The sequence below is a fragment of the Paenibacillus andongensis genome (assembly GCF_025369935.1).
Taxonomy (GTDB): Bacteria; Bacillota; Bacilli; order Paenibacillales; family NBRC-103111; genus Paenibacillus_E; species Paenibacillus_E andongensis.
The window spans coordinates 2,060,538-2,074,717 of record NZ_CP104467.1 but is presented as its reverse complement, the minus strand read 5'-3'; the positions used below and the strand labels follow the sequence as shown (position 1 = coordinate 2,074,717).

Annotated in this window: 13 protein-coding genes; 3 read left to right on the top strand and 10 right to left on the bottom strand. The window is 43.3% G+C overall.

Annotation, left to right across the window (positions count from 1 at the left end):
- Nucleotides 1-59 precede the first annotated feature (59 nt).
- Entirely contained in the window at nt 60-1,517 is a 1,458-nt protein-coding gene (katA, locus tag NYR53_RS09550) for a catalase KatA (protein ID WP_261304947.1), read from the top strand.
- 181 nt (nt 1,518-1,698) lie between these two features.
- Here katA and NYR53_RS09545 read toward each other — a convergent pair whose 3' ends face one another.
- From NYR53_RS09545 to NYR53_RS09530, 4 genes are all read right to left on the bottom strand, one after another.
- Nucleotides 1,699-2,136 (bottom strand): Dps family protein, encoded by a 438-nt coding sequence (locus NYR53_RS09545; RefSeq protein WP_261304946.1) that lies wholly within the window; start codon nt 2,134-2,136, stop codon nt 1,699-1,701.
- Between the two features lie 87 nt (nt 2,137-2,223).
- Entirely contained in the window at nt 2,224-2,418 is a 195-nt protein-coding gene (locus tag NYR53_RS09540) for a CDGSH iron-sulfur domain-containing protein (RefSeq protein WP_057305706.1), read from the bottom strand.
- A 40-nt stretch (nt 2,419-2,458) separates the two neighbouring features.
- Nucleotides 2,459-4,291, bottom strand: a complete 1,833-nt coding sequence (locus NYR53_RS09535) for an amidohydrolase (RefSeq protein ID WP_261304945.1) — start codon at nt 4,289-4,291, stop codon at nt 2,459-2,461.
- A gap of 100 nt (nt 4,292-4,391) precedes the next feature.
- The gene (locus NYR53_RS09530; RefSeq protein WP_261304944.1) at nt 4,392-4,565 is read right to left on the bottom strand and encodes a XapX domain-containing protein; all 174 of its coding nucleotides are present in this window, start codon (nt 4,563-4,565) and stop codon (nt 4,392-4,394) included.
- Nucleotides 4,566-4,895: 330 nt separating this feature from the next.
- Here NYR53_RS09530 and NYR53_RS09525 point away from each other — a divergent pair, with 330 nt between their 5' ends.
- Nucleotides 4,896-5,534, top strand: a complete 639-nt coding sequence (locus tag NYR53_RS09525; protein WP_261304943.1) for a hydrolase — start codon at nt 4,896-4,898, stop codon at nt 5,532-5,534.
- Nucleotides 5,535-5,615: 81 nt separating this feature from the next.
- Nucleotides 5,616-6,452: an alpha/beta fold hydrolase gene (locus NYR53_RS09520; RefSeq protein WP_261304942.1), complete on the top strand. Its 837-nt coding sequence runs from the start codon at nt 5,616-5,618 to the stop codon at nt 6,450-6,452.
- Nucleotides 6,453-6,555: 103 nt separating this feature from the next.
- Here the strand turns inward: NYR53_RS09520 and NYR53_RS09515 are convergent, their stop codons facing one another.
- The 6 genes from NYR53_RS09515 to NYR53_RS09490 all read right to left on the bottom strand — a co-directional run bounded on the left by NYR53_RS09515 (nt 6,556) and on the right by NYR53_RS09490 (nt 14,073).
- Nucleotides 6,556-6,762 (bottom strand): type 2 periplasmic-binding domain-containing protein, encoded by a 207-nt coding sequence (locus NYR53_RS09515; RefSeq protein ID WP_261304941.1) that lies wholly within the window; start codon nt 6,760-6,762, stop codon nt 6,556-6,558.
- Nucleotides 6,749-7,981: an extracellular solute-binding protein gene (locus NYR53_RS09510; protein ID WP_261304940.1), complete on the bottom strand. Its 1,233-nt coding sequence runs from the start codon at nt 7,979-7,981 to the stop codon at nt 6,749-6,751. The genes NYR53_RS09515 and NYR53_RS09510 overlap by 14 nt, the downstream gene beginning before the upstream one ends.
- Before the next feature lie 170 nt (nt 7,982-8,151).
- A complete protein-coding gene (locus NYR53_RS09505; RefSeq protein WP_261304939.1) occupies nt 8,152-9,339 on the bottom strand; it encodes a GntR family transcriptional regulator in 1,188 nt (395 codons plus the stop codon).
- A gap of 88 nt (nt 9,340-9,427) precedes the next feature.
- Nucleotides 9,428-11,026 (bottom strand): response regulator, encoded by a 1,599-nt coding sequence (locus NYR53_RS09500; RefSeq protein WP_261304938.1) that lies wholly within the window; start codon nt 11,024-11,026, stop codon nt 9,428-9,430.
- Nucleotides 11,019-12,860 carry a cache domain-containing sensor histidine kinase gene (locus NYR53_RS09495; protein ID WP_261304937.1) on the bottom strand — a complete coding sequence of 614 codons (1,842 nt, stop codon included), beginning with the start codon at nt 12,858-12,860 and terminating at the stop codon, nt 11,019-11,021. The genes NYR53_RS09500 and NYR53_RS09495 overlap by 8 nt, the downstream gene beginning before the upstream one ends.
- Nucleotides 12,802-14,073: an ABC transporter substrate-binding protein gene (locus tag NYR53_RS09490; protein ID WP_261304936.1), complete on the bottom strand. Its 1,272-nt coding sequence runs from the start codon at nt 14,071-14,073 to the stop codon at nt 12,802-12,804. The genes NYR53_RS09495 and NYR53_RS09490 overlap by 59 nt, the downstream gene beginning before the upstream one ends.
- Between the last annotated feature and the right edge of the window lie 107 nt (nt 14,074-14,180).

Below are 14,180 nucleotides of genomic sequence, written 5' to 3'. Positions count from 1 at the left end.
TCGTATCCGGTTCACCAAGGCTCATCGTTGTACTCATTTATTACTTTGGAGGTTTGTACATGGAAGCTCAAAATGGCCATTTAACAACAAGTTGGGGCGCTCCTGTTGGAGATAACCAGAACTCCTTGACTGCCGGCTCACGCGGTCCAACCCTTATTCAAGACGTCCACCTTCTGGAAAAGCTTGCCCATTTCAACCGGGAACGCGTCCCCGAACGTGTTGTGCATGCCAAAGGTGCCGGCGCACACGGATATTTTGAAGTAACCAACGATGTTTCCACCTATACAAAGGCCCGCTTTTTGTCTGAGGTTGGCAAACGTACACCGATTTTTATACGCTTCTCCACGGTAGCAGGTGAACTGGGATCGGCAGATACCGTACGTGACCCGCGTGGCTTTGCTGTAAAATTTTATACGGAAGAAGGAAACTATGATTTGGTGGGTAATAACACGCCTGTCTTCTTCATTCGGGATGCCATTAAATTTCCGGATTTCATTCATACCCAGAAACGCCACCCTCAAACTCATCTAAAAAACCCCAATGCTGTTTGGGATTTCTGGTCCTTGTCTCCCGAATCCTTGCATCAAGTCACTATCTTGATGTCCGATCGTGGTATTCCTGCGACTCTCCGTCATATGCATGGCTTCGGAAGCCATACGTTTAAGTGGGTCAATGCGGACGGACAAGGCATTTGGGTCAAATATCATTTTAAAACGGAACAAGGCGTGAAGAACCTGGATGTCGAGCTTGCCGCCAAGCTGGCCGGTGAAAACCCAGATTATCATATCGAGGATTTATTTAACGCCATTGACAAAGGTGACTTCCCCGCATGGAAGCTGTATGTACAAATAATGCCGCTGGAAGATGCCGATACCTATCGTTTCGATCCTTTCGATGTAACGAAAGTGTGGTCGCAGAAAGATTACCCTCTTATCGAGGTTGGACGCATGGTCCTCAACCGAAACCCGGACAATTATTTTGCCGAAGTAGAGCAAGCAACCTTCTCCCCCGGAGCGTTCGTATCCGGTATTGAGGCTTCTCCGGATAAAATGCTTCAAGGCCGTTTATTCGCCTATGCCGATGCTCATCGCTATCGGGTCGGCACGAACCATCATACACTGCCTATCAATAAACCTATCGTCGAAGTGAATAATAACCAGCGTGACGGACAGATGCGTTCCGATCGTAATGGGGGAAATTCGATATACTATGAACCAAATAGTTATGGCGGAGCTGCCGAATCGGAAACGTACAAGACAGCCCCGTTTGAAGTAACTGGTTCAGCCGATAGCGTCCCATATGACCAGGATGATCATTACACGCAAGCAGGCGACCTGTATCGATTGCTTAGTGTTGAAGAACGCGGACGATTAGTATATAACATAGTAAATGCTATGAAGCCGGTGGAGAAAGATGAAATCAAACTCCGCCAAATCTCTCACTTCTTTCAAGCAGATCCCGAATGGGGGCAAGCGATCGCCGAGGGACTTGGTTTGAGAGTTCCACAGTTGACTTAATACGATCTGTCAAAAAAAGAGCAGTTCACACAGCAAATGATAGCTGGGGAACTGCTCTTTTTTTTGCTATTAGCAATGTGTAAGTCACATTAGAAGGAAAAGACCTGCAAGAAAGGCAGCTTTTTAAGGCTGCTCTCTTTCAGGTCTTCCAGTAATCCATTATTCTTTGGAAAAATCACAATTATCCTAAGTACGATTTCAACATCCATACATGCTTTTCCAGGGAGCTATGAATGGCCAAAAGCATATCCCCAGTTGTCTCATCGCCTTCACGGTCTGCAATACTCATACCCTCTTTAAGCTCACCCACAATGATCCCGAAATCAGCAACAAGCGTGCGGACCATCTCATTTGCATTCTCATTGCCTGCTGCATCTTTTAATGTAGTTTTTTCGATAATTTCATGAAGTGTAGCTACCGGGCTACCGCCTAATGCCAGCAGACGCTCGGCAAGATTGTCCACATGAAGTGCAGCTTCCGTATAAAGTTCTTCGAACTTCAAATGCAAAGTGAAGAACTGCGCCCCTTTAACATACCAGTGATAGTTATGAATTTTGGTGAACAACAGACTCCAGTTAGCGATCTGGGTATTAAGCACTTTTGTTAGTTTTTCTGTCATCAAAAAGCTCCTTTCGAATTTAGCAACATTTCCAACTATAAGCTTAGGCTATACGAAATATAGACAGATCAATATTGATCTTTTAATCTAAGCTCGAGGAGCGCTTTCAAACTTACCTTTATGAGTCAAATCGCAGAACGGTTTTTGACTGGATAAACCGCACCGGCAAAGAATAAAACTTTCCTTGGTCTCAAAACGGTTGCCCACCGCATCCACCATTTCTACTTTGCCTGTAATACGCAATGGCCCATTATCGTTTACTTTGATCGTAACTTCAGACATGATGATCTCGCCCCTATTGGATTATTTTGGTGAAGCATACTTAGAAAACGAAGCAATCCAGGTCACAGAAGCCGCTGCCATGGTGATGGTTGCATCCATGATGATGGTGCGCCTTTTGAGGTGCATGAACTCCCGCTCCGCCTCCTCCGTAATTTGATCCATTGTAGTAACCTCCAAAGATATTATGCGGAGACCAGTCTGGACTTGCTTGGGGAGCTGGCGGCGACAAAGGCTGAAATTCGTTAGTACCATAGACAATCTTGCCTCCTACAACAGTGAAGACAGATTCAATTTTTTTGATAGCTTCTTCGGAGACAAGAAAGAAGTTATCAGAAAGAATCGATAAATCAGCATATTGACCCGCTTTGATTTGCCCTTTCACATTTTCTTCCTTGGAAAACCATGCATTTCCTGATGTATACATGCGAAGCGCTTCATGCCTCTCTACACGATTGGAAGCAGGGTATAAGACTAGCCCACCAAGTGTCTTACCCGTTACTAACCAGTATAAGGCAACCCAAGGATTATAACTGGCTACTCTGGTTGCATCTGTCCCTACCCCAACACGCAATCCGGCTTTAATCATCTTGGTGATCGGAGGCGCATTTTCCGCTGCTTCGGCCCCGTATCGATCGACGAAATATTCACCTTGAAAAGCCATTCGGCTTTGAACAGCGATCGAACCGCCTAATGCGACGACGCGTTCCAAATCCTTCTCCTGAATCGTTTCCGCATGGTCCAGAATCCAGCGCAAGTCTTTGAACGGAACCTCTTTATTCACGCGCTCAAATACATCGAGAAAACGCGATATCGATTCCCCATAAGTGGCATGAAGACGAAATGGCCAACGCTGCTCTACGAGGTGCTGGGTAACACCGAAGAGATCATCTTCCAGTACAGCGGGAAGTTCCGGACGGGGTTCAACAAAATCTTCGAAGTCTGCTGCGCTATAAACAAGCATTTCACCTGCACCATTATGACGATAGTAGGAACTACCTGTGTACGGCTGCGTCGTAGCAGTCCATGCTTTAAAATCACTCAATTCATTTTTGGGATGCTGAGTGAATAAATTATACGCCGTGCGAACCGTAATCTCTCCGCGTCTATCAAGTTCATCAAAAACCTGATAATCATCGGGATAGTTCTGAAAGCCTCCGCCAGCGTCAATCACGCTTGTGACTCCGAATCGATTCAATTCCCTCATGAACAATCGGGTTGAATTGATTTGATCCTCGTATGAAAGCTTCGGTCCTTTCGCTAAGGTCGCATACAAAATAGTAGCATTAGGTCTAGCGATGAGCATTCCTGTTGGATTCCCTTGGCTATCCCTTTGGATTTCTCCACCTGGCGGATTCGGCGTATCTTTCGTATATCCGATGACTCGCAAGGCCGCTTTATTCAAAAAAGCCTGACGGTAAAGATTGAGAATAAATACCGGTGTATGCGGAGCAATTCGATTGATTTCATCCAAAGTTGGCATTCGGCGTTCCACGAATTGGAATTCTGTCCAGCCGCCAACAACACGAACCCAGTGCGGTGCTGGCGTACGATCCACCTGCTTTTTCAGCATCCGCAAGGCATCCGCAACGGATGGCACGCCATCCCATCGAAGCTCGAGATTATAATTGAGACCGCCTCGAATAAGATGAATATGAGAATCGTTCAAGCCTGGAATTAACATTCGTTTGTTGGCGTTCACAACTTGCGTAGAAGGCCCAACATATTTCATGATTTCGGCATCATCCCCCACGGCCAGGAAATGGTCGTCGTTAACTGCAACTGCTGTGGCTGATGGATTAGCGTCGTCCATCGTCACGATATGGGCATTATGAATGACTAGGCTTGCTTCAACAATCGTTGGTTTCTCAGACATGATTTTGTTCTCCTTTGTCATTTATTAGGAACTAGGTTTGCTTCAACAATCGTCGTTTTCTCAGACATGCTTTTGTTTCTCCTTTGAAATTTATTAGGTGTTATTTGCGGCTTAACCAAAGTTGTATCCATGGTATCAACCGTTGTCCTAAAAACATGCCAAAGAGACCAAGCAATCCCAAAAAAGGCGGTGCCGGAGAGGGAATTTTAAGCGATTGAAAAACAACGCCAATGACAATACCAGCAGCTAAAGCGAGAAATATTGAACCCCACATACTAGTTTTCCTCCTTCAATTTGGTCAATGATGATGTTCCTACAAGTATTTACCCATATACTCCATTCGACTGATTGTTCAATCGTTTACCTTCTATATAAGTCTATAAGTCAGGATTCTTTCTATCAATAAGGCTTTCTCTATACCAGCCATAGGAATCACTTATATATTATTTTAATAATATTTTTAAAGTATATAGTTTTTGTCTATGGGTATTATAGAAAAATGAAGATTGTTCGTCTGTTTGCATTTCAATAGACTAATTACATGCAGCAGGTTTTCAAATTTGTGGATCTGTTGTAATCATATATAGAAAGTAGGGATTTTTGTATGTTTAACGGAAAGACCGATCTACTTACAGCTGACAACTCCGCTATTATTCTAGTAGACCATCAGCCCCAAATGCTTTTTGGCGTACAAAGCGCCGATCGCCAAACGATCATTAACAATACGGTTGGACTTGCTAAAGCAGCTAAAGTTTTCAATGCACCTATTATTCTTACAACGGTTGCTGCCGAATCGTTTTCTGGCCCTATTCATCCGCATATTCAAGCTGTATTTCCTGATCAAAAACCGATTGACCGAACAACAATGAACTCCTGGGAAGACGAAAACTTCGTGGAAGCAGTGAAGAAAACAGGTCGCAAGAAGCTGATTATGGCAGCTCTGTGGACAGAAGTTTGTCTTGCTTTCCCTGTAGTTTCAGCCATCAAAGATGGATATGAAGTATACATCGTAACGGATGCTTCAGGCGGGACGACGACAGAAGCGCATGACATGTCCGTTCAACGCATGATTCAAGCAGGAGCCATTCCCGTGACTTGGCTGTCTGTTCTTCTTGAGTATCAGCGCGATTGGGCGCGTCAAGAAACGTATGATGCCGTTCTGGAGATTGCTATGCAACACAGTGGCGCCTACGGTGCGGGTATTGTTTATGCGCAAACGATGTTTGGCGGCCACGGAGGATAAGCGATTTATCCCAAAAAAGACAGTCAATTAATTTTCACTCTCTCCGTTTGTGGAACACCAATTCGAAAGGAAGTATGAAACATGCCTAAATTAACAGTCGGAACAGAAAACGAACAACCCATTGAATTATATTTTGAGGATCTTGGCGTAGGCAAACCTGTCGTTTTGATCCATGGCTGGCCGCTGAGCGGGCGCTCGTGGGAGAGCCAAGTTCCAGCGCTCATCGATGCAGGTTACCGCGTAATTACATATGACCGCCGTGGATTCGGACAGTCCTCCCAACCGTGGAACGGTTACAACTATGATACGTTTGCGACGGATCTCCATAAGCTGATTGAATATCTGGACCTTAAGGACGTGACACTGGTCGGATTTTCGATGGGTGGCGGAGAGGTTGCCCGTTACGTTGGCACATACGGAACAAGCCGTGTCAAAAAAGCCGTGTTGGCTGCTGCAGTTCCGCCGTTCTTCTACAAATCCGATGAGCACCCGGAAGGTGGTCTGGATGAAGGCACCATTCAGGGCTTCCAAGACGGTTTGAAAAAAGACCGCATCGCCTTCCTTGACGGCTTCACTCACAATTTCTTTAAAGCAGGGGATAGAACCGACCTGGTCAGCGAGTCTTTCCGTGTTTACAACCTTGATATTGCTACTTACGCTTCGCCAAAGGGGACGCTGGATTGCGTTGATGCCTTTGGTCGGACGGATTTCCGTGGCGATTTGGCGAAATTTGATATTCCATTGCTTGTTATCCATGGCGATTCCGATGCGATTGTGTCGCTTGAAGTAAGCGGTCAACTTTCCAACGAAGCTGTTGCAGGCAGTCAACTCGTCGTAATTGAAGGTGGACCGCATGGCTTGAACGCGACTCACCCTGAACAATTCAATACCGCTTTGATTAACTTCCTTAAAAACTAAATTAATGTAAAGACACCGTGCATCACAAGCGTGTAGACTCTTGTGATGCACGGTGTCTTTTTTGGTGTTCCAGAGCAAGTTCTGTAACTGCCTTGCAGAAAGTTCACTCTCTAAACGTATTCGTAAATTCCAGAAAATAATCGATAAAGGTTTGAACCGAAGGATTGCTGAATTGCTGCTTTTGAAATATAAGCTTGAGCTCACGGGTTGGCGTTGGATCCATGAGATGAATAATTTTAAATCCCATGGAAGATAAGCATTCAAGCTTAGGAATAGGTAAAATTGCTACACCCTTTTTATGTAATACCATAAAGAGAAGAGTGGCTGCGGAGGTTTGTGATAGTACAAAACGATTTCCAGCAAAAAACCGGTAACTCTGTGATTGACTGAGTACCGGTTTTCTTTTTTTCATTCATATGTTGTTTGTTTACTTTCTTTGCATACTGCTCACTAAACTCTTCAATTACCTTATCGCCACCAGCCTTGCGCCACTGCTCTATGGCCTTCTGCCAACCGGCTTCATCCAGCTTCCCCACAACGAATTTTGTTCGCGCATCGACAATGATCTGCTTTAACTCGTCGCCTTTTGTCATTATCGTGTTGGATACCAAAGAATGGGTTGGGTTTTGCACAGCTATGGACTCGTTCTCCTTAAACATGTTGTTAAACTTGTCTATTAATGGCGTTTCTTTCCCTTTGGTTTTCGCTGAATAATTGGACACCTGCAATTGGAGATAACTGGAGCCAATTTCCGTGTTATACAGCTTTTGATCCAAGAATATTGGTTTTCCATCTTGTATTTGATAATGCCTGCCCTCCATACCCCAGCCTAGTAGATCGAGCATCGACGGATCGGACAGCTTGTCGAAAAAAGAAAGGATCTGTTTCAATTCAGCTTCTGTTTTTACACTTGCTTTCGGAAACATATACACACCGTTATAGCCTTGTCCAGCTGGTGTTCGCTCTCCCTTCGGCCCTTGGATACGGCTAACCACATCCACATCAGCTCCCGGGAACGTCTTCGCAAGTGTTGATTGATAGCCGGTAGAATCAAGCATGTTGGATATCACGACGCCAGCTTTGCCTTGGTTCATGTCATCCTTCTTCTGCTGGTTGTTAAGTACTGGGAAATCCTGCTTGATCAGCTTCTCTTCATACAGCTTCCTGTAAAACTTCATCGCTTCCAAGTATTCAGGCGACATGAAATCGGGGCTTAGCTTGCCCTCTTTGACTTCCCAGCCGTTCGGAGCCCCCATATAGGAAGCTACCGTAAGAAAGCCTTCCATGGTTTTCTCATCGGTTAAGCCTACTGTGTCCTGCTTGCCGTTCTTATCCGGATCGTTAAGAGTAAAGGCTTTCAACACTTCATAAAGCTCGTCCATCGTCTTGGGTGCGCTGAGACCTACATTCTTTAACCAGTCACTGCGGAAAATAATGCCGTATGTCGTTAGGTCACGCGCCCGATACAAACCGTAAACTTTACCATCTACCTTGATGTTATCGAATACCGACTTATTCATCTTGGACATGTTTGCTCTGGACTAGCGTCAGCATACCATATGTCCAGATTCCGTTCAATAATTCGCAAGGTATCCGTCTTTATTCATATATCATATATATCGTATAACTCAATTTAAAAAAAGCGCCTCTCTATGACCTTTCCGGTCTAAAAAGAGTTCGCTTTATGTCATTAATATGATTATCGTTTTAATAACGGTCCTGTCGATTGACCTACAACTAACTTCGGCTGCAGGATAATCTTGTGATATTTACCATCACTTTCACCATCACTATCCAACAAGCCAATCAATACTTCAGCCGCTTGTCTGCCTATCTCTGCCTCGGATTGAGCAACATGTGTAAAAGCTCTTGTTTCACCTTCCCCCGAGAATGGGTCATCAAAGGTGAGAATAGAAAGCTCATCAGGAACACTAAGCTCCAATCGCTTTGCAATGGCAGCAATATGAAGACCCAGCTTAGCATTTAATGTTATATATGCCGTGGCCAATTTATTACGGATATATCTATACAAAGGATGCTGATCATCGACGCCTTTTTTATAATCAATTCTGAATTCAGTTAAAATGAATGTTGGATTGATCAACGCATTTTTCTGCTTTAAAGCCTCCATATAACCTGCAATCCGCCCTTCAACTGTAGTTGTTGAAAGCGGAGAATCCGTAACGATGGCGATATCTCGATGACCCAAATCCCAAAGGTGAGAGACCGCTAATTGGGTACCCAGAAAATTATCTGAGCTTACCACATGCGTTTCTACGCCAGGTAAATTACGATCAATCAATACAAACGGGTAATTCCTTATCTTCAATGCGAGAATTTCTTCATTATATGTTTCGGCATCAATAGGAAAAATAATCAAGCCTTCTGCGCCTTTATGGATGAGCTCCTGAATCGCTTCTTTTTCTCTATCCTTGTTATCTTTCGTGAGTACAATAGCTAAATAATAACCGCTCTCGTCCAATATAGAATTAATGCCTTGAATCAGTCTTAGTGCAAAGTAATCCTCTAACGACGGAATCAAGAAGCCGATCATTCGGCGGCGGTTCGTTGAAAGCGATTGGTAGCTTTCCCCGGAAGCAACATTAGATTGAAGCTCACGCACCTCAGGATGATCTTGATATTGTGCAGCTGGTTGAGTTACAGACTTACCTTGGACGAAGCTTCCCCTTCCAGGTATTCTGTAAATCCAACCATCCTTGGCCAGCTGAGTGAGGGCATTAGCAACCGTGATTCGGCTAACCTGAAACTCTTCCATCAATTCTTTCTCTGTTGGAATTTTGTCATCAACTGCCAGCTGCCCAGTTGTAATCAATTTCTTAAAATGCTCCTGAATCACTATATATAATGGTTGTCTCTCATTATTCATTGTTCTATGCCCCATTTGCTAAATTCTCTTATAGCAATTATAGCAAATCGACCTACTTAGTCAATAGTGGGATTGGTCTGTAGAGTGCTCAGGTATTCTTACCCTCACGATATTCGGTAGGGGTTCGATTCGTAAGCGTTTTAAATACGCGATTGAAATGCCGAATATTCGCAAAGCCCGTAGAATCCGAGATCACTTGAATTTTCTCATCCGAGTAGCGCAGCATCGTTTTCGCTTTTTCAATTCGCTTTTCCGTAAGAAAATCGATGAAAGATTGACCTTGCTTGCTTTTAAACAAGCTGCTTAAATAGGACGGACTTAGATAAACGATTTCGGCCATCATGTTTAGGGTGATCGATTCTGCATAGTGTTCTTCAACATATCGCACAACCAATTCAACTGGACTGGTGACAAACTTTTTCTTACGATTCGCCATGCAAACACTTAAATCACCTAACAGCTTCTGGCAGCGTTCGATCAATTCTTTACTGGATGAAATGGAGTAAATATCCATCAACACCTGCTTCACATCGGTTGCCTGCAGCCACTGTTTAACTACAGCCAAGTTGACAGCCTGTTCGTAGAAATGCAGCAGCATTTTGCATATTTGCTGTTGAATGATTTCTGGGTCATGCCATTGCCCACAAAGCTTGGTTACGAATTGACTTGCTTGGTATTGGACATTAGCCAAATCGCCTTCTTGGACAAATTGATTAAGTAGGTTCCAATCGGAGGAATGCCATTCGAACTTCTCCATTTTCATTTCGGCTACGGTCTCGCTAGAAAACAAGCGGTCACCGCCAATTACCAATCGGTACAATAAAGCTAATCCCGCTTCCTTGTAGGATTTAGAAATCGATTCCAAGTCCTTGGCAGGACTGCCTAGTCCAAATGTGATTGTAAAATTGGATTGCCCGCGGATTTCCTTGCGGATTCGGTTCGTCAATTGCTCTATTTCTGAATACGAGGATTCCCCTTCCTCATGATTGATTAAAGCGACAACCTCGTTATCGTGTAAAATAAAGACATGCCCGACTAAGGATTTGTCGATGCTCTCCTGAATAAATTGCTGCAAGTAGACGGAAAACAAAGATGGATTCAATTGGTAATATCTTTCATCCGTTATGGAATCTCTGTCAAGCTTAGCAACCAAACAGCTAATATTAGGATGTGGAAATAGAATGCCTACATTCTCAAGCAGTTCTGTCTCCGCATGATGAATGCTCCCCGTTAGCAGACCAGCTAATACATGGGAACGCATTTGATTCTGCACTTGTCTATCTTTGGTAATATCTTTATTTTGTTGCTTTACTAGCGCCCATTCCTCCTGCAGCTTGCCAAGCAAATCATATAGCTCTTCTCTTTCGAACGGTTTCATTAAGTAGTCTTTTGCCCCTAATCTTAGGGATTCACGAGCGTATTGGAAATCGTTATATCCACTCATTACAACACAAGAAATTTGCGGATATCGTTCCTTTACAATATATTGCAGCTGGATACCGTCCATCCGTGGCATTTTGATGTCTGTAATAATCAAATCGGGCTGCATTTCCTCTATTTTTTCTATGGCTTCCACGCCATCCATGGCTTCCTCAATAACGATCCATTCAGACTTCATCTCTGCAATCATGAGCCGAATGCCTTTACGAAAAATCGTTTCGTCATCTACGATTAGGATACTAGGCATCCCTTTTACCCCCTTCAAGATGATCTTCTATGAGCGGTAAAGTAAGGAATATGGTTGTTCCTTGTTTAAGGCTGCTATCAATCTTAATGCCATACTGACTGCCATAGCGCAAAGCAATTCTTCGATGTACATTCATTAACCCATGACCGCCTGTGCCCTCCTCAGATGAGGCAAAATCGAACTTTTTATCAAGTAAATTTTGCAATTGAACCGCACTCATACCTGCTCCATCATCTTGAATGGTGATCAGCATATTATTTTCCTGTTTCTTTCCTGTAAGGATAATGTTGCCATACCCATTCCCCTTATCAATGCCGTGCACAATACTATTCTCAACGATCGGTTGTAAAATAAACCTAATTACGGAATAATAGAGCAGCTCCGGCTCAATATTTACATGGAACTGAATTTTATCCTCAAAACGGATTTGCTGTATAGCCATATAGCCTTTCACATGTTCTAGCTCTAAATTAAGCGGCACTTGGCTTTTGTGACTATTGATGCTGTAACGCAGCAGCTTGCTTAAATTATTGGTCATTTTAACCACTTCTCGGTTGCCTTGTATTTCTGCGTACATGCTAATCGAACCTAACGTATTATATAGAAAATGTGGGTTAATCTGGCTTTGCAAAGCAGATATTTGTGCATTCTTCTCTCTGATTTCCGATTCATAGAGACGATAACCTAGGTCACTGAGTTTTGACACCATGAGATTAAAAGATTGACTGAGCTGCCCAATCTCATCACGGCTGCTGATGGGAATCGATACATGCAAGTCTCCAACTACGACTTTTTTCATGAGATTGCGCAATTCACTAATCGGATTCGTAATACGCAGAGCCAAAATTGTGAAAATGATAACTGCAAGGAGCAAACAAACAGCTCCGATCAGGATGATATAGTTTCTAACATTAACTGTGTCCTGAAGCAGAGTGGAAAGCGGCACCATTTCGATCATCGTCCAGCCCGTAAAGGGTGAAGTGTAGTAGGATAAGAGCTCCGTATCGTTGGATTGCTTATAAACAACAGTCCCCGCACCTTTGTATGGCAGTATTTTATCGGAATCAATCCAATATTCCATACTTTTATAGATCATCGATCCCTCATTATCAACGATCATAATATTCTTCTTATCATTAGAAATAGCTTCAATTTTGTTTCGAATCACATTCTTAGCCACATCCAGCACCAAATAGCCTAAAACCTTCCCCGTGTCTACGCTGCGGATTTTTCTGGCAAAGGAATACACTTGGTTATTTGTATCTGAACCATTTTTGTTGAAAGTACCGATATAGACGACTTTTCCCGTCTTGGATACTTTTTCATACCAAGATTCATCTTCCACACGTTTTAGTGAATAATTAGCTTGCTCCTCCAACATGGCTGAGTAAGTACCGCCAGAAACTCGATAAAGGGTTACCCCTGAAATATCCACTCTTCCATTAGCAAATACACGCTTCGTGAAATCTTCGATCGTCACCCGTTCATTAAACGAAAGATTCGCAGCCGATTGCCCGCTCGCTTCCAGATATTTCAATATTTGCTGCGATTGGTAAGGCAACAAGGTTAACAAATTGAGTTCATTCATATACGTATCAATATTAGCTGTTAATTCCTTTACGACGTCCATTTGATATTTGCCGGTGTTTTTTTGAATGGATGCTGAATAGCTTGTATAAGTCAAATAACTGGCAATCCCCAGCGGAACGGCAATAAGTATAAAGCTAATAACAATAAGCTTAACGGCAATAGGCAGGTTTTTAATCCATTGCAGCCTATTTTGGAGCTGTATTCTGCTGAATCTGAAGATTGGTATTAATAATCTTTTGCGCATTATGCAGCACCTCTTGTGGTGTTGTCTGACCCACCATCATCTTTTCAAACTCACGCACAAGTTCATCATTAATCGTTCCCTGTCGCGGTTGATTCGGAAAATATTTCACATCATCCGCTGAGCTGGCATAGTCCGGACGATATTTAAGCTGCTGAAACTCTTTCGATTCTACAGCTTTCTTAACAGCCGGGATATGACCGGCTTTCGCCCAGCTTGCACCGTGAGCCGCTACCCAATTGGCAAATTTAATGGCTGCGATTTGCTTTTGCTTATCCGGCTTCTCATGATAGGGAAGAGAAAACGTGTGGGAGTCGCCCCAAACTGCTGGATGATCGTAGATCTGCGGTATTTTTGTAACACCAAAATTCAAGTCTGGCGCTTTTTCAAAAGTACCCGTTGCCCAAACGCCTGTAATTAATATGGCTGCGTTGCCTTTAGCAAAGTTTTGAACCGTATCGTTAATATTAGGATGTATGAGCTTACTGGTATAAAGGGAATCCACAAATCTCAAGGACTGCAGCGCAGAAGGATTATCAATAGCTGCCGCTTTTCCATCGTCGGTATAGAATCGTCCACCATCCATACTCATCTGATTGTAGAAGGAATACCATAACCAGAAGGAGTCAATTCGCACATTGGGCTCAGCTAGAGGAGATATATGTTCCGGTACACTCGCACGGATTTTTTGCAGAAATTGAATGAACCCTTCTTCGCCATTGGATAAGATAGGCTTTTCTTTCTCATCTAGAAGACCAGCCTGCTTCAGCCAAGTTTTGTTATAGTACATGACTTCAAGATGCGTATCTAGTGGAATTCCCAAATGCTTATCTTCGGCAACCGTACTTTTCAAAATCGTCGGATTAAAATCGTTCCAATTAACGCCAGCCTCGACGGCCAGTTCATTCAAATCTGTCAAGAAGCCCGCTGGCGCATATTGTGAATACTTGGCTGAGTGTACAATTGCGATATCAGGCGCTTCTTCTGTCACGATGGCCGTTGAGAGCTTCGGGTAATAATCACCTGAATTATTATTAATCTGTTCTATTTTAACGTGATCTTTATTCTCATTATTATATTGCTGAATTAATTCGGCCATAAATTGTCCATCACCCCCGCTAAACGGAGACCAAAAGGTGATTCTCAACTTATTCGAGCTGGCTTCTTCTGTATGGGTGTTCAGCTGTGGACTGCAGCCAATTGTAAAAGAACTCATTAGAATTAGGATTAATGTGGCGCTTAATCTTGATCGTTGCTTATCGCTCACTTGTATCCCCCGATCAATCATATAGTATCTCTTCATTATACAAAGTAGGGCAAATG